This is a genomic window from Chryseobacterium sp. VD8, from assembly GCF_037149975.1.
Lineage (GTDB): Bacteria > Bacteroidota > Bacteroidia > Flavobacteriales > Weeksellaceae > Chryseobacterium > Chryseobacterium indicum.
Genome location: NZ_JBBCQL010000003.1, coordinates 13,531 through 28,427 on the forward strand (window position 1 = coordinate 13,531; position 14,897 = coordinate 28,427).

General features: G+C 35.7%; 15 protein-coding genes and 1 tRNA gene. 3 read left to right on the forward strand and 13 right to left on the reverse strand.

What is annotated here, in order from left to right:
* Positions 1–3: 3 nt before the first annotated feature.
* A complete protein-coding gene (locus WFK35_RS00590; protein ID WP_336730883.1) occupies positions 4–1,674 on the reverse strand; it encodes an APC family permease in 1,671 nt (556 codons plus the stop codon).
* A 249-nt stretch (positions 1,675–1,923) separates the two neighbouring features.
* On the opposite strand from WFK35_RS00590, the gene WFK35_RS00595 reads away from it, so the two are divergent.
* The 3 genes from WFK35_RS00595 (at position 1,924) to WFK35_RS00605 (ending at position 6,919) form a co-directional block, all read left to right on the forward strand.
* The gene (locus tag WFK35_RS00595) at positions 1,924–4,887 is read left to right on the forward strand and encodes a tetratricopeptide repeat protein (protein WP_336730885.1); all 2,964 of its coding nucleotides are present in this window, start codon (positions 1,924–1,926) and stop codon (positions 4,885–4,887) included.
* 106 nt (positions 4,888–4,993) lie between these two features.
* On the forward strand, positions 4,994–6,760 hold the full coding sequence (locus WFK35_RS00600; protein WP_336730887.1) for a TonB-dependent receptor: 1,767 nt from the start codon (positions 4,994–4,996) through the stop codon (positions 6,758–6,760).
* Between the two features lie 87 nt (positions 6,761–6,847).
* Positions 6,848–6,919: transfer RNA gene (locus WFK35_RS00605), tRNA-Arg, on the forward strand.
* Positions 6,920–7,208: 289 nt separating this feature from the next.
* Here the strand turns inward: WFK35_RS00605 and WFK35_RS00610 are convergent.
* From WFK35_RS00610 to WFK35_RS00665, 12 genes are all read right to left on the reverse strand, one after another.
* Positions 7,209–7,856, reverse strand: coding sequence for a J domain-containing protein (locus WFK35_RS00610; RefSeq protein ID WP_116098831.1), 648 nt, complete (start codon positions 7,854–7,856; stop codon positions 7,209–7,211).
* A gap of 418 nt (positions 7,857–8,274) precedes the next feature.
* On the reverse strand, positions 8,275–8,547 hold the full coding sequence (locus tag WFK35_RS00615; protein WP_273075453.1) for a hypothetical protein: 273 nt from the start codon (positions 8,545–8,547) through the stop codon (positions 8,275–8,277).
* A gap of 86 nt (positions 8,548–8,633) precedes the next feature.
* Positions 8,634–8,975, reverse strand: a complete 342-nt coding sequence (locus WFK35_RS00620) for a hypothetical protein (RefSeq protein WP_214590122.1) — start codon at positions 8,973–8,975, stop codon at positions 8,634–8,636.
* Positions 8,976–8,988: 13 nt separating this feature from the next.
* Positions 8,989–9,543, reverse strand: a complete 555-nt coding sequence (locus tag WFK35_RS00625) for an RNA polymerase sigma factor (protein WP_336730888.1) — start codon at positions 9,541–9,543, stop codon at positions 8,989–8,991.
* A gap of 521 nt (positions 9,544–10,064) precedes the next feature.
* The gene (locus tag WFK35_RS00630) at positions 10,065–10,523 is read right to left on the reverse strand and encodes a DoxX family protein (protein ID WP_336730889.1); all 459 of its coding nucleotides are present in this window, start codon (positions 10,521–10,523) and stop codon (positions 10,065–10,067) included.
* A 97-nt stretch (positions 10,524–10,620) separates the two neighbouring features.
* Positions 10,621–11,067 carry an SRPBCC family protein gene (locus WFK35_RS00635; protein ID WP_336730890.1) on the reverse strand — a complete coding sequence of 149 codons (447 nt, stop codon included), beginning with the start codon at positions 11,065–11,067 and terminating at the stop codon, positions 10,621–10,623.
* Positions 11,068–11,084: 17 nt separating this feature from the next.
* Positions 11,085–11,513 carry an SRPBCC domain-containing protein gene (locus tag WFK35_RS00640; RefSeq protein ID WP_336730891.1) on the reverse strand — a complete coding sequence of 143 codons (429 nt, stop codon included), beginning with the start codon at positions 11,511–11,513 and terminating at the stop codon, positions 11,085–11,087.
* 38 nt (positions 11,514–11,551) lie between these two features.
* Complete coding sequence (locus tag WFK35_RS00645; protein WP_336730892.1) at positions 11,552–12,385, reverse strand: SDR family oxidoreductase; 834 nt, start codon at positions 12,383–12,385, stop codon at positions 11,552–11,554.
* Between the two features lie 132 nt (positions 12,386–12,517).
* A complete protein-coding gene (locus WFK35_RS00650) occupies positions 12,518–13,384 on the reverse strand; it encodes a VOC family protein (protein ID WP_336730893.1) in 867 nt (288 codons plus the stop codon).
* Positions 13,385–13,542: 158 nt separating this feature from the next.
* Positions 13,543–13,797: a DNA-directed RNA polymerase subunit alpha C-terminal domain-containing protein gene (locus tag WFK35_RS00655; RefSeq protein WP_087710780.1), complete on the reverse strand. Its 255-nt coding sequence runs from the start codon at positions 13,795–13,797 to the stop codon at positions 13,543–13,545.
* A gap of 23 nt (positions 13,798–13,820) precedes the next feature.
* A complete protein-coding gene (locus tag WFK35_RS00660; protein WP_308003661.1) occupies positions 13,821–14,234 on the reverse strand; it encodes an SRPBCC family protein in 414 nt (137 codons plus the stop codon).
* A 75-nt stretch (positions 14,235–14,309) separates the two neighbouring features.
* Positions 14,310–14,741, reverse strand: coding sequence for a VOC family protein (locus WFK35_RS00665; protein WP_336730897.1), 432 nt, complete (start codon positions 14,739–14,741; stop codon positions 14,310–14,312).
* Positions 14,742–14,897: the final 156 nt, after the last annotated feature.

Sequence of the window (14,897 nt, forward strand, 5' to 3'; positions counted from 1 at the left end):
CAATTAAGCTTTACCCAGTTTGCTGTTTCTGTATCCGTAGCAGAAATAAATTACCAAACCTATAGCAAACCACAGTCCAAACCAGAACCAGTTGTCATGGCTCATTCCTGTAAGAAGATATAAACATGAGCTTAAACCGATTAACGGAATCAGTGAAAGATTTTTAACAAATGCCAATACACAAAGCAGTAAGTTGACCAGAATAAAAAAGAAAATAGAAGCTCTGAATTCTCCTTCTTTAGGATCTTTCCAGTCCATTAAATTATGGAAAAAATCAGGCTGCCAGAAATAGAAAACCACTAATCCACCGATGAAAATAAGAGGAAAAATAAGCTTTCCGTTCACGTAAGGCAAGTGAAATCTTCCTTTGATCTTTTCCTTTGCCGGAAGCATTAAAACTCCCGCACAAACCAAAACAAACGCGAAAATAGTTCCGATACTTGTAAAATCGAGGATGAAAGATTTATCGGTAAACAAAATCGGAATTCCCACCACAATCCCTGTAACCAAGGTCGCAAACGATGGTGTTTTATATTTCGGATGTACCGTCTGAAATTTCTGCGGCATCAGTCCATCACGGCTCATGGCGTACCAGATTCTCGGCTGTCCCATCTGGAATACCAAAAGAACGGTTGTAATCGCTACAATGGCTACAAACGAAACAACAAGTTCCATCCATGCAACATTGGCATTTCCTTTTTCAAAAATAAAGGAAAGCGGATCTCCTACTCCATCGAATTTTCTGTAATCCACCATTCCGGTAAGAACCAGCGTTAAAGCGATATAAATAAATGTACACAATACCAGAGAAATAATCATTCCCTTCGGAAGCGTTTTCTGAGGATCTTTTGTTTCTTCTGAAAGTACACTCAGCGCATCAAACCCGATGTAAGCGAAGAAAACCCCCGAAACCGCACTCATTACGCCTGCAAAACCATTCGGCATGAAAGAAGTAACCTGAGTTTCCGGATTTAAAGGCGTCCAGTTATCTGTGTTGATGTAAGCAAATCCTACTAAAATCACCAAAACAATCACCGCTAATTTCAGGATTACCAACGCGTTATTAAAGTTTTTACTTTCCTTAACTCCTACATAACAAAGCCATGTAATCAATCCGTTGATAACCAAAGCCGGAACATCAACGATGAATTTTAAACTTCCTATTAACGGAGCATTCGTCCATGCATTAATAAGTTCTTTGTTTTCGGAACCGCTCATAAAAGCTTTTTTAGCTTCGGTATAACTGCACGTAAGATAATCAGGAATATGCATTCCTAAGCGGTGCAAGAAACTTGTAAAATAATCGGACCATGAAAAGGCAACATAGATATTCCCGAAAGAATATTCCATAATCAGTGCCCAGCCTATGATCCAGGCAATTAATTCCCCGAAACTTGCATAGGCATAAGTATATGCGGAACCCGCTGTCGGGATCCTGCTCGCAAATTCTGCATAGCAAAGTGCCGTAAAACCGCACGCAAAACCACAAATCAAATATAGTAAGATCACACCGGGACCTCCTCTGAAGACGGCTTCTCCCAAACTGCTGAAACTTCCGGCTCCGATGATGGCGGCAATACCAAAAAATACGATGTCCCAAACACCCAAAACCCTCAATAAACTTGTAGATGTGTCTGTATCTGAATAGATTTTTCTTCTAAAAAGTTGATTCATTCAATTCTATATTTGATTCGAAAAAAGCAAATGTAATTATTTCTCCGAAATAATTTTTATTTTCTTAACGTTTCTTACAAGAAAGTTAAGAAGTCTTAAAAAAATATTTGGTTACTAACAATGTGTTAAAACGCTTGCTTATACAATATCTTTTCAATATTTTCGTTGATAAATTGTGGATAAAAATTCCCGTAATTTTAAATATCTGAACCTGATTTTCAGGCTTCTTCATGTTAAAATTTAAAATTAATGAAATCGAAAAAAATACTTTTAGCGGCTGCTGTAATGTATTTCGGGATCTCCGATGCGCAACAGTCTCAGTACTTTACCCAAAAAGAAAACTACAGATTCAATCTCGCTGAAAATCTTTATCAGACCAAAATATACAACGCTTCACAATACGAATACGCCAGACAATACTTCTACAATCAGCATTTGTCGCGTTCGAGAAAAGAGGCTGCGCAGTTTTTTGATAATGTGATAGGCGTTATTCTTCAGAAAAATCATGCGGAAGAAGGATTAACCGCTTTCATGAAAGAGTATCCGAACTCTGCGTATTTTGCACAGGCCAATTTACCGTTGGCTGATTATTATTTGGCTAAAAAAGATTTCGCCAAAGCTCTGGAAACTCTGAAAAAAGTAAACCAGTATCAGCTTTCAAAAGAGGAAAATACACAATACATTCTGAAATTAGGATATGCCAAATTCATGATGGGCGATTCCAAAGGTGCAACAGATGCACTGGAAGAAGCTTATAAAACGGCAGATCAGTCTCAAAAAGGCGATATTGCTTATATGTTGGGACATTTATATTATTCCAACAGACAGAATGATAAAGCGTTCCGTTATTTTGATTCCATTAAAGAAGAACCGAAATATTCTAAGCTGGTGCGTCCTTATTATGTTCAGATGTACTATAATGATAAGGATTACGATAAAGCGATTTCTGAAGGAACTGCTTTACTGAATGAAGATATTTCGGAATCTTACAAAGCGGAAGTTCACAAGATCATCGGTGAAAGTTATTTCATGAAAGATGATTACACTTCGGCTTATCCGCATTTGAAAGATTATCTGAGCGTTCAGCAAAATCCGTCCGAGAATGATCTTTATGAGATGGGATTTGTAGCGGCTCAGCTTAAAAAATATGACGAAGCGGTTTCTTACTACAACCAATTGCTGAACAGCAATTCGGCTTTGGCTCAGAATGCTTATTATCAGCTTGGAAATGCTTATCTGGCGGTTGGTAAAAAACAGGAAGCACTTTCTGCTTTCCGTTCTGCGTATCAGATGAATTATGATAAGAATGTGAAAAAGCTTGCGCATGAACAATACGCTAAATTAAGCTACGACATCGGAAATCCGTTTGAAAGTGCTTCAACGGTAATTCAGAATTATATTAATGAAAACCAAAACGGCGCGAATGCTTCGGAAATGAGATCGCTTTTGGTAAAATCCTATTTATATTCCGGAAATTATAAAGAAACGCTGAATGCGATTGACCGTTTACAAAGCTCAACGCCGGAAATCAATAAAATCGATCAGGAAGTTTCTTATCTTTTGGGAACGGAAGAATTCAACAAAGGAAATTATGATGAAGCGGAAAATTATTTCTTAAGAAGTTTAGGATTCAACATCAATAAAGAATTCAACAACAGAGCTTTGTATTGGTTAGGACAGGTGTATTATCAGAAAGGAAATTATCCTTCCGCAATCGCCCGTTATGAAAAATTACTGGGTGAAAATTTCCCTGAAAAGCAGCAGCTTCCTTATGATTTAGGCTATGCTTATTTCAAATCTAAAAAATTCGACCAGGCGGAAACGTATTTCAAACAGTATTTAACGAATCCAAAACCTGAGTTTAGAAATGATGCAGAACTTCGTTTGGCAGATATTAATTACGCGAATAATAACCTGAACGAAGCGATTGCTATCTACGATAAAAATGAAGATGCAACAGATTATACATTGTATCAAAAGGCAATGGCTTTAGGATTTAAAGGAGATACTCAGGCAAAAATCACCAACCTGAAAAATCTTTTATCCAAATATCCGGATTCTGATTATTATGATGATGCACAATACGAAATCGGGACAGCTTACGCAGCACAGGATGATTTCAGCAATTCTAATGATTATTTTAATAAAGTGATTAAAACTTCGTCTGATAAAGATTTGGTTGCCAATGCATCGATTTACAGAGCACAAAATTATATTGACCAAAACCAAAGTGATAAGGCTTTGTCTGAACTGAGATCTCTTGGAGAACAGTATAAAAATACAGCCTATGCTGAAAAAATTGTTCAGGCGGCGAAACCAATCTTCACGAAAAACGGAGATGTTTCCGGCTATGAAACTTTCGCAAGAAATTTAGGCGTTAATATTGATGCATCAGAAATTGATGAAATTAACTTATCGACTGCAAAACAGTATTTCACGAAGAAAGATTACAAAAATGCGATTTCTTACTACGAAAAATATTTAACACAGAATCCTACCGGAGAAGGGCTTTATCAGGCAAAATATGAGCTTGGTGAAAGTTATTATCAGACCAAAGATACTACAAAAGCACTGTTGGTTTTACAGGAAGTTGCCAATGTTCAGAATGATTATCAGGATGATGCACAAACCCGTTTAGCGCAAATCCATGTCAATCAGGGGAATACGGCTGAAGCTAAAAAATATCTTGAAAATATTAAAAACTCATCAGACGTCAATATTAAAAATTACGCCAATGTTGAACTGATGAAAGTTTATGCTGATGAAAAGAATTTTTCTCAGGCTGAAAAATTAGCCGATGCGGTGATTGCCAACAATAAAAACTCCGCAGCGGTTATTGAGACAGCAAAAGTAATTAAGGCAAGAAGTCTGATGAATTCAGGAAAAGACAAAGACGCACAGTCGGCTTACGCTTCTCTTGAAAAATCATCCAATACCTCGGTTGCCGCAGAATCTCTGTACGCGAAAGCTTATTATCAAAACAAAGGAAAAGCGTTTAAATCCTCTAATGAAACGATCTTTAAATTGGCCAATAATTATTCTTCCGAAGAATATTGGGGGGCAAAAGCACTAGTTCTGATGGCGAAAAACTATGTTGGTCTGAAAGACAATTATCAAGCAAGTTACACTTGTGATCAGATCATTGAAAATTACAAAGATTTTCCTGAAATTGTAGCGGAAGCGAAGGAAGTTAAAAAGCAGATTAAAAAGTAAAAATATATTTAATGTATCAATTTATCAATGTAACAGTTTACCAATCAAACTATACATTGCCGGATTGCTGCATTGATAAATTGGTACATTATTAATACAAAAAGTAATGAATAAAAGAATTCAATTATTATCCATCATATTTTTAGGGTTTTCGTCGGTAGCGTTTTCCCAGATCAAAGAAGAAAAACTGATTCTCAATAAAAAAAGAGAACCGGAAGTAAAAAAGATCGAAAAAAAGAAAACTTCGGTAGAGACCATTAAAAATTATCCACCGGAAGAAAAATCTCAGAATCCTGTACAATACAACATTACGGATGTTCCTGCGGTTTCGGATTTTAAAACATCAACCATTCAGGGAGCAGATGTAACCCCGAAATTCGAAGGTTCAGCGCAAAACAACTACATCCAGTTCGGAATGGGAAATTTCGGTAAAATTCTGGGCGACGCAAATATTTCGAAAACGCTGGAAAATAAAATTGAGGTTGGAGTGGATGCTCATTTTCTTTCAACACAGGGTTTAAAAAAGGAATACGACTGGGATTCTAAGCAGAGTTCAACCACTTTAGGAGCTTTTCTGAATTCTTACGGAGATAAAGGAAAATTCAATCTGAATGCGGAATATGGTTTGAACAGCTATAATTATTACGGAATTTATGCGCTGACTCCGAGCAATGATGTTGATCTGGATCAAAGAGTCAATCAGTTTAAAGTAAACGGTTATTATGATTTTTATTCGAACGAAATTCTGAATGATGTGAGGGTGAAATCTTCATTTTTAAAAGATCATTTTGACGCTCAGGAAAATCAGGCTTCCGTTTTGGCTAACTTTTCGAAACATGGGGTTGAAATCGGCAAATCAGGTATCAGTCTGAATGCAGATTTAGGCGTTGGTTTGGAAACGGTAAAAACTGAATTTTCGATCAGAGATAAAAATTCGTCCAACTTTTTCAATACAAATCTGAGCCCGAAAGTTACTTTCAGAAAAGGGGATTCTTACTTGAAATTAGGATCGCAGTTTGCGTTTCTGAATGGTAAAAACCAAAATGATCTGATGGCTGAACAAATGAAAAACAATAAAACCTATTGGTTTCCGGAAGCGGAATTTCAGGTTGCTGCCGCACAGGAGTTTAAATTTTACGGAGGAGTTGACGGAAGTTTAAAACTGAATACGTATTCGGATTTACTGCAGCAGAATCCTTTCATCGTTTCTGACCAGTATTTAAGACCTACCGAAACAAAATACCATTTTTATGTAGGTTTGAGAGGAGATATTGATGAAACTTTTAAGTACGATGTTTCTGCAGGATACGGAAAAATGAGAGACATTATGTTCTTTAAGGCAAATGATCTTTTTGATACGAATTTTACCCTGAACCGTTCTGCCTATAACTTCGCAAATACTTTTTCTGCGGTGTATGATGACGGAAATGTAGGAGATATCAAAGGTAGTTTGCAGTATTTTCCTCTGGCAAATTTAGTATTGGACGGAGAAGTGAAATTTACTAAGTTTGATCTTAAAAACTACGAAAATATTTACAATGTACCTTTGGTTACGGCAACAATCGGAGCAAAATATACGATGTTGGATCAAAAATTATTATTAGGTTTTAAAGGGATTTTTGCCAGTGACAGAACAACGAATTCATTTATTATTCAGGGAGTTGGAAGTCCCATGTTCTATCAGTCTACAGAGAACACCAACGATAAAGTGGGAGGTTATGCAGATTTAAATTTATCGGCAGAGTATAAAATTCACAAAAATTTCAGTATTTTCGCGCTTGGAAATAATCTTCTGAGCTCAAAATATCAAACGTACAAAGGCTATAAAGTTCTGGGTGCACAGATTTTGGGAGGCGTGAAGATTACGTTCTAGAGTCTTAGGATGGGAAAGTTTTTGTGTTTGAGTGTTTATTTATTCAGATTTAAAACTCTCTTAGTCTCAAACTTTTCGACTCAATACGGCTGCATAGTTTAATGGATAGAACTTCGGATTTCGGCTCCGACAGTGAGGGTTCGAATCCTTCTGCGGTCACTTTTAAGGACAGACATTTGATGTTTGTCCTTTTTTATTGATTATCATTGCCAATCATTTAAATCTCTTTGATATATATCATTAATTTTTTGTCAAATTTATTATCTGGATTTATTCTAAATTAATATATTTGCATCATGAATATGATCGTTCCTTTCAAAGTAGCTCCATTAGCTCCTGCTTTTTCAATGAATACCGAAGAAATGTATTGCGGCGATAAGAAATCATGCTGCAAAAAATTTAAAAAAGGAAAAAGATGTAAAAAGTGCCCGGGAAGAAAGAAAATGGCTTAATTAAAGCTTTTTAACAGGAAATAGACCGCCAGAATTAGTAACACTACCCCAATAATAATTCTCGCGATTTTTGGCTGTCCGTGAGGATTTGCAACAGTTCTTGGCTGTGACTTAAATAATTCCTCTGCCTTATCTTTAAATTTTTCCGAATTGTTTTCAAAAACTTCGGTAATCGTAATGCCCTGAACGGCTGTTTTGTGCAGTAGTGAATTCGTAGCATGAAGCAGAATCTGGAATTTTCCGTCTTTAAATTCCGTTATTTTAAAAACTCTTTCTCCATAAGGTTTTTCCAGTCCGAAAGGTAACACTTTCACCACATCCGCATTTTGAGTCTGCCAATTGATAATGATCTCCTCTCCTTTTTTCGCATGAATTTTGTTTGCCGTAAAAGTTTTAATAGAAGGCGGAATATTGTACCTGAAGCTTTTCTGATGGCTTTCTAAATTCTGATCGTAAGAATGTCTTCTGCTTTTATCACTCAATGTTTCATAAGCTTCCTGAATTTCACGGAACCGGTCTGCGAAAAAATCATCATTATCATTTTTATCAGGGTGATATTTTAAAGATAGTTTTCTATACGCTTTTTTGATGTCTTCTTCCGAAGCATCGTGAGAAATTCCGAGAAAATAGTAGTAATCTTTCATTAAGCTATGCAAAAATAGGGAATTTATTTTCTTTTTTAAACGCAAATGGCACGAATAATTTCATAAATAGCCTGAATAATTTTATGTTATGCTTTTAATTTTTTTCTTTAAAACAAACAGTCGTATAAAGTAAAATTCCTAAAAACTCTTTGGAGTTTTATCTGTGTAGAAATCATATTAAAAGAACGTTCGGCGTTCCGTAGGAACGCTATCTTTAGAACATTTATCAAAATATCTCAAACTTGTTTGTTTAAATCTTTTTGATGTTTCGGTTCAGGCGGCTTTGCCGCCTGAACCGAAACCCTATTTTCCGAGATTGCTTTTTCGCTTCGCTCATCGCAATGACTGTAAAAAATTCCGGCTCGGGAAGCTTCGCTTCCCGAGCCGGAATTAAACAATTTCAATTGAGTTACTTTTATTATGCTTCCGCAGCGTTTTCTTTTCTTTCAAAACCTCTATGACGGCATCTTGAAGCGAATTCTTTTTTAAACTTCCCTTTCAGCTCCTGATATTGCTCGTCATTCATTTCTCTGATTTTATCTGCCAATCCGAAAGGAGATTTTTCTTTAATTCCGTATTCATCAAAAATACCTTTTACAAATCTTTTTCTCTGCGCTGCTTTTTTAACAACTGCTGCAACTCCTACTACGGCTAAAGCAGCTAAAGCGCCTTTTAATACTGAATTTTTCATTTTTCAAAATTTTAAATTTTACTACTTCTTGTTTTTTATATAGACGAATAAATGCTGAATTTACTTTACTACTTCTAAATTTTTATTTATTCGTTGGTTCTGTTGTGTCTGTTGAAAAAACCTGCTGAACATTTGTCTCTCCACACTTCTTTGAATTTCTCTCTTTCTTCGGGAGTAAGATGCATCATTTTTTCTCTCATCTTCTTTTCTTTAAAATCCCTCATTCCTTTTCCGAAATGAAATCCTCCGAAAAGAATTTTACTTAAAATCAGAATTCCCATTGCCTGCCAGAACGTGATTGATTTTACTCCTAAAATTTCAGGGAGAAGGCAATTCCAGAGCGCCATCACGATCCATGTAACGCCTAAAAAAATCAATGGCGGACAAAGAATCAGGAAAATCCAGCCTTTTTTATGTTTATGATTCATATCTTTTTATTTACTAACTGTTTAAATCTTCGTATAATTTTTTCAATCGGTTTCTTAAATGTTTGACGGCGTAATTTTTACGGCTAATAATCGTTTTGATATTTTCGCCCTGTTCATCCGCAATTTCCTGAAGGGTTTTGTCATTGAGTTCATTTTCCACATAGACCAGTCTTTGCTTTTCCGGCAGTTCATCCAGAGCCTCAAAGAGCTTTTTCCAGATCTCGTCCTGAAACATTTTAATTTCGGGTCCTGCACTTTCATCCATGAGCAGAATGTCTTTGATGGAAAAATCTCCGTCTTCATCTTCATACACAAAATCTTCAAGATTTTCGGTTTTCTTTTTGCGGTATTTGTCCGTGATTTTATTTGCCGTTACTCTGTACAGCCAACCGCCAACATTCACAATCTCCGAAAGATTGGTAAGACTACTGAACTGATACCACACTTCCTGCAGAATATCTTCCGCATCCTCCGTATTTTTCACTTTCGGACGAATGTACGACATCAGCTTTCCTCCGTACTTTGAAACGGTCTGTGAGATGATATTTTCCTTCTCCTTCTGTGGCATTGTTATTTTTTCGACAATCTCCATATTGCTATGACGATTGAAAATTTTGTTTTACTTTAATAAATTTAAAATAATTTTTAAGAAATTAAGATTTTCTTTTATTCATCCGTATTTTGAAACACGAATAACACAATTTTTTTTTGCTAATAACACAAATTCTGTCATTAAGTAACCTCAGTTTGGGATAAGAAATAAATTTAAATAATTGATTTATAATATTATATTAATTTATCGCAAAGAAAAACAAAAGTTTTTTTACTTATTGAAAGTTTGTAAGCTAAACAAGGGCACTTCGTTTATTAAAAAAAAACAAAAATGGTATTACTTTTATAAGTTCTACGCCTTTGTATATCTTAAAAGCTGAATTCCTGATAATTGAATCTTTTGTTTAACCTTGCGTTTAAGAAGACTTCTCCAGAACTCAGGTTAAGTATGAAATTTTAAAAGATATATGTCCTAATTTGTATTTAAACAAAAAAACGAAAAGCTAAGCCTTCCGTTTGTATTTTGAATGATAAGTTTTAATTCAGATAAATTCCGAAGTACCAAGTCCAGACAATCAAAATAATCTGCATCGGAATTCTTTCTTTATACAGATAATTCATTCCGGGACCAGTGAAATCCGCTTTAAAAATATTGATTTTTTTTCGGGAAGAATTGATATTCGCAACGAAAACCAAAACATAAAAAACAATCAGTAAAACAGCAGTCAGTTCACGAATGGAAGGAATCATCAATCCAACTCCGGCTGCAATCTCAATAATTCCTGTTATGTATACCCAAAATAGTTTTGCCGGGATAAAATCCGGAATCATCATTGCCATTCCCTTTTGGAATTTAAAATGAGAAAATCCTGTAAATATGATGAAAACAGCCATTCCCAGATTTCCGGAAAACAAAAAATTCCAGTCGCTCTGAAAAATTCTGGTTGCCAATAAAGCTAAAATGAATGTGGTAAAAAGAATGGTGAGTAATTTCATAAAATATCTTTTTGTTTCCAGAAGATACAAAGATTTACACTATGATTAATCGTAACTTTATCAACTGTAAATATAGCCTAAAATAAATTCGGAAATATTATTTTTCGGCAAGTTCCTTTACAATTTGCAGCCCTTTGGTAAAACCTGTATTCATATGCTCTTCCCAATCTTTTTCAGTCTGAACTTCGGCATGAAGTTTTATTTTGCCATCAAAATCGATTAAAAAATATTTTTCGAAACAGCCGCTCCACTGTTTCACTTCCATGCTTTCGGTATCTTCATTTCCTTCTTCATCGATCATTCCCAGATGTTTAAAAATAATCTGGTCTGGCTTTTCCAGACTGTCTATTGTTGAAACCATTCCTGCTCCGGCTGCATTTACAAAATAGGTTTTTCCGCCTACTTTCCAGTCGGATCTCATAAAAGAAGCCGAATTCGGATTAAAAAATTTCGTCCACTCACTATAAGTGTATTCATTCCACAAAACGTCCCAGATTTTTTCTTTCGGAGCGTTAATGATAATTTCATACGATAAAGTTTCCATAATGTTTTTATTCAATTTTAAAACTGATTTTCAGATAAATGCTTCACATTGGAAAGTGCATTGGGGAAATTTTCTTCGAAAAAGCTTTTAAACTCTTCGGAAGTCTGAATTTCAACGGTAAGATGCGTTGTATTTTCGTTTTCTGTTAAAATATAATTTTCTGTACCACTTTCAAAGTTCTGCGGTGTTTCAACGCCATTATAAATTTCACCAAGATGCTGAAAGGTAATCTCTTCATTGGGAACAAGCTTCACAATTTTGCTGAACATCCCGTTGTTCTGAGGATCCAGAAATTTAATAATTTCATTTTCTTTTAAATTTCCCTGATAAAAAAAACCTTCTCTGAATGCTGAAGTCCACTGTCTGAAAGAAAAATCATCCCAGAGTACACTCCATACTTTTTCCGGTTCAGCATTGATCTGAATATCAAAATGTAATTTTTCCATAAAAAATATATAAACTAGCTGTTATTTTAAATACGATGTTACCCGCCTACGAAATCTCCGCCGTTAATGTGAATAATTTCTCCCGTAATAAAACTGGAATCTTCCGAAGCCAGAAAAACATAAGCCGGAGCAACTTCCGATGGCTGCCCTGCACGTTTTAACGGGTTATCTTTTCCAAAGGTTGAGAGATCGTCGAAAGTTTCCTTTACAAGCGGAGTCCAGATTGGACCAGGAGCAACGCCGTTGACTAAAATCCCTTTCTCTGCGATATTGGTTGCCAGAGAACGGATGAAAGTTGCGATAGCTCCTTTTGTAGCAGAATAATCAATCAGATGATCGCTTCCGCGGTACGCCGTCACGGATGTGGTACAGATAATCCGGCTGCCTTTTTTCATCAGGGTTAAAAGATCTCTGGTGAGAGCAATTATAGAAATAATATTGACATTAAAAGTTTCGAGAATCTGCTCATCAGAAATATTTTTAATATCATTTTCCGGAAACTGAATACCCGCATTGTTTACAAGAATATCTAAGGTTTTCCAGTCTTTTTTAAGCGAATCCACGCATTTTTTTCTGAAGGACTTTTCGGAGACGTCTCCTTTCATCAGAATACATTTCCGCCCTTCTTTTTCTACCAGATTCTGTGTTTCTTTTGCATCATCGTCACTTTCTTTGTAAATAATCACAACATCTGCTCCTTCCCTCGCAAAATGAACGGCAACCGCCTGTCCGATTCCGCTGTCTCCACCTGAAATTAAGGCTTTTTTACCCTTTAGTTTATCGCTTCCTTTATAATTTTCACGGATGATTTCAGGAAATAACCCGTCTTCAGGAACTTTTGACTTTGAGTCTGACTTGTTCTGTGTCTTCATAAGCAAATCTTTTATGAATACCCATCAAACAGCAAGCCGAAACGGAAAAATTATGAATTTGAAGAATATAAGCAGAAAGTTTTGTAACGGTTAAAAAGCTTCAACCTCCCTGCTTCCTTCTTCAATCAGATACTAAGAATTATAAGCGTCTTCCAGATCCTGAATAACAATTTTGTGCATTCCCATCATCGCCTGAAATACTTTTTGTCCTTTTACCGGATCTGATCCGTTCATCAGTTCCAACAATCTTTTGGGAACAATCTGCCAGCTCAAGCCAAACTTATCTTTCAGCCAGCCACACATACTTTCTCTTCCTCCATCTGCCGTTAAAGCATTCCAGTAATGATCGGTTTGTTCCTGATCATCTGTCATTACGACCATAGAAATCCCTTCATTGAAATCGAACTGATGATCGTAAGAATTATCCATACAGAAAAAACTGTATCCATCAATTTCAAAATGGGCATGCTGAATATTTTCTGCCGGTTCAGGAGCAGGATGCCCTTCACTTCCATCGCCGTATCTTAAAATATTTCCGATTTGGGAATTCGGGAAAACTTTAGTATATAATTCCATTGCTTCCATTGCTTTACCATTATTTTCATGGATAAACATCAAAGTAGGAATAATCTTTTGTTCGCTTTGTTTTTCACCTAAAAATATTTGCCACGTTACATCATATTTATCTTTCAGCCAGCCATATTTTTTGCTCCAGGAATAAGAATCCAGAGGCATTAAAGCCATTCCGCCTTCCAATAATCCGTCCCAATATTTTTGTACCTCATCTTCTGTTTCGCAAATGACCATAAAAGAAACCGAAGCATTTTTCTTGAAATGCGGACCACCGTTCAGGAGCATCATTTTCTGACCAAAAAGTTCGATGTTCATCACCATCGGAGTATCTGTGGTAATTTTTCCGTCAAATATTTTGCAGTAAAAGTCTGCCGATTCTTTCGCGTCTCCGTCGTACCAAAGACACGGGAAAATATTTTTGTTCATAATTTTAAATTTATTTTTTTTGTCTTAAACACGAGTAGCTGCAAATATTTTTCACGAATAATCACGAATGGTTCGACAGAAACTGCATTGTTGATGAAGCATTTAACCAAATTTATAGTGAAAATTTATGCTGATATTGGTTCAGTTTGTGTCCAATATCAATTTTTAAATGAAACATGGTTTTCTTTCATATAAGCTTTGAGTTTCTGCATCGCATTTTTTCCGAAACCGTGAAGCTGCATAATTTCTTTTTCAGAATAATCTGAAAGTTTTTCCAGAGAATCAATTTTTTCTTTCGCCAAAGCTCTTCTCGCAGGTGCAGAAAGAATTCCCTGTAAAAAAGTTCCGCTCACTACATGACTCACCGCGCAAATGGAACTTAAACATTTTGCCATTATTACTAAATTGATCATGGTTCTGAAAATTAAAATCGTTCTTAATTGTTTTCTACATACTTATGAAAATTGTTCAGAATAGCGTACCACCCTTCTCTCTGCATTTCTACAGGATTTTGCGTTTCCGGATCGAATGTGATGGTAACGCTGGTTGTATTTTCGTCGATCTTATCAAAAATGATCTCCACTTTTCTTCCGTCTTCCATATGATATTTTATTCTTTCGTTCGGAATAACTTCATCATACGTTCCCACAAAATCGAATCCGAAACTTTTATCTTTGGCTTCCATTCTGTTTTTAAATTGTCCGCCAACCCTTAAGTCGTTTTCAGAGCTCGGACATTCCCAGGATTCGTGGGCAAAATTCCATTTTGTAATATGTTCCGGTCCGTTGTAATAATCCCAGACTTTCTGAACGGGAGCCAGAATGGTAATATCGATGTGAATTGGTTCCATAATATTATTTTTAAAGGTGTAAAAGGCAACCAAAGTTAAGTTGCCCCTTCAATATAATTCAGTTTAAAGATAAGTCTATTTTACGTATTCTTCATTATAATTGATCATCCAGTGAACACCATATTTGTCCTGAAAGCTTCCGAAATAGTCTCCCCAGAATTGGTCTTCAATCGGCATTTCTATATTTCCGTCTTCAGAAAGCCCTTTGAAAATTCTGTCGGCTTCATCTCTGGAATCCGGAAAAACAGAAACATAATTGTTATTTCCCACATTCAGTTTTTGTCCAAAACTTGGAACGATGTCTGATGCCATCAGTAAATCTCCGCCTATCGGAAGTGCAATATGCATTACCCTGTTTTTCTCTTCGTCCGATAAATGTTCAGTTCCGGGAGCATTGCCCATTCTGTAAATTTCACCAACGAACTCTCCGCCGAAAACGGATTTGTAAAAATTGAAAGCTTCTTCTGCTTTCCCATCAAAATTTAAGTAAGGATTTAATTTAGCCATAATTTTTTTTATTTTTTTTTTAGTTAAACACAGATAGCACTAATTTTTCCACTAATACCACAAATAATATTTGTGGAATTTGTGTATTAATATTTTAAACACAAATAGCTCTAATATTTTTTACGAATAACACTAATAATATTTATGGAATTTGTG

Bases quoted from the DNA above. Each gene is read 5' to 3' on its own strand.
- WFK35_RS00590 (WP_336730883.1), bottom strand. From the start codon at position 1,674: ATGAATCAACTTTTTAGAAGAAAAATCTATTCAGATACAGACACATCT.
- WFK35_RS00595 (WP_336730885.1), top strand. From the start codon at position 1,924: ATGAAATCGAAAAAAATACTTTTAGCGGCTGCTGTAATGTATTTCGGG.
- WFK35_RS00600 (WP_336730887.1), top strand. From the start codon at position 4,994: ATGAATAAAAGAATTCAATTATTATCCATCATATTTTTAGGGTTTTCG.
- WFK35_RS00610 (WP_116098831.1), bottom strand. From the start codon at position 7,856: ATGAAAGATTACTACTATTTTCTCGGAATTTCTCACGATGCTTCGGAA.
- WFK35_RS00615 (WP_273075453.1), bottom strand. From the start codon at position 8,547: ATGAAAAATTCAGTATTAAAAGGCGCTTTAGCTGCTTTAGCCGTAGTA.
- WFK35_RS00620 (WP_214590122.1), bottom strand. From the start codon at position 8,975: ATGAATCATAAACATAAAAAAGGCTGGATTTTCCTGATTCTTTGTCCG.
- WFK35_RS00625 (WP_336730888.1), bottom strand. From the start codon at position 9,543: ATGCCACAGAAGGAGAAGGAAAATATCATCTCACAGACCGTTTCAAAG.
- WFK35_RS00630 (WP_336730889.1), bottom strand. From the start codon at position 10,523: ATGAAATTACTCACCATTCTTTTTACCACATTCATTTTAGCTTTATTG.
- WFK35_RS00635 (WP_336730890.1), bottom strand. From the start codon at position 11,067: ATGGAAACTTTATCGTATGAAATTATCATTAACGCTCCGAAAGAAAAA.
- WFK35_RS00640 (WP_336730891.1), bottom strand. From the start codon at position 11,513: ATGGAAAAATTACATTTTGATATTCAGATCAATGCTGAACCGGAAAAA.
- WFK35_RS00645 (WP_336730892.1), bottom strand. From the start codon at position 12,385: ATGAAGACACAGAACAAGTCAGACTCAAAGTCAAAAGTTCCTGAAGAC.
- WFK35_RS00650 (WP_336730893.1), bottom strand. From the start codon at position 13,384: ATGAACAAAAATATTTTCCCGTGTCTTTGGTACGACGGAGACGCGAAA.
- WFK35_RS00655 (WP_087710780.1), bottom strand. From the start codon at position 13,797: ATGATCAATTTAGTAATAATGGCAAAATGTTTAAGTTCCATTTGCGCG.
- WFK35_RS00660 (WP_308003661.1), bottom strand. From the start codon at position 14,234: ATGGAACCAATTCACATCGATATTACCATTCTGGCTCCCGTTCAGAAA.
- WFK35_RS00665 (WP_336730897.1), bottom strand. From the start codon at position 14,741: ATGGCTAAATTAAATCCTTACTTAAATTTTGATGGGAAAGCAGAAGAA.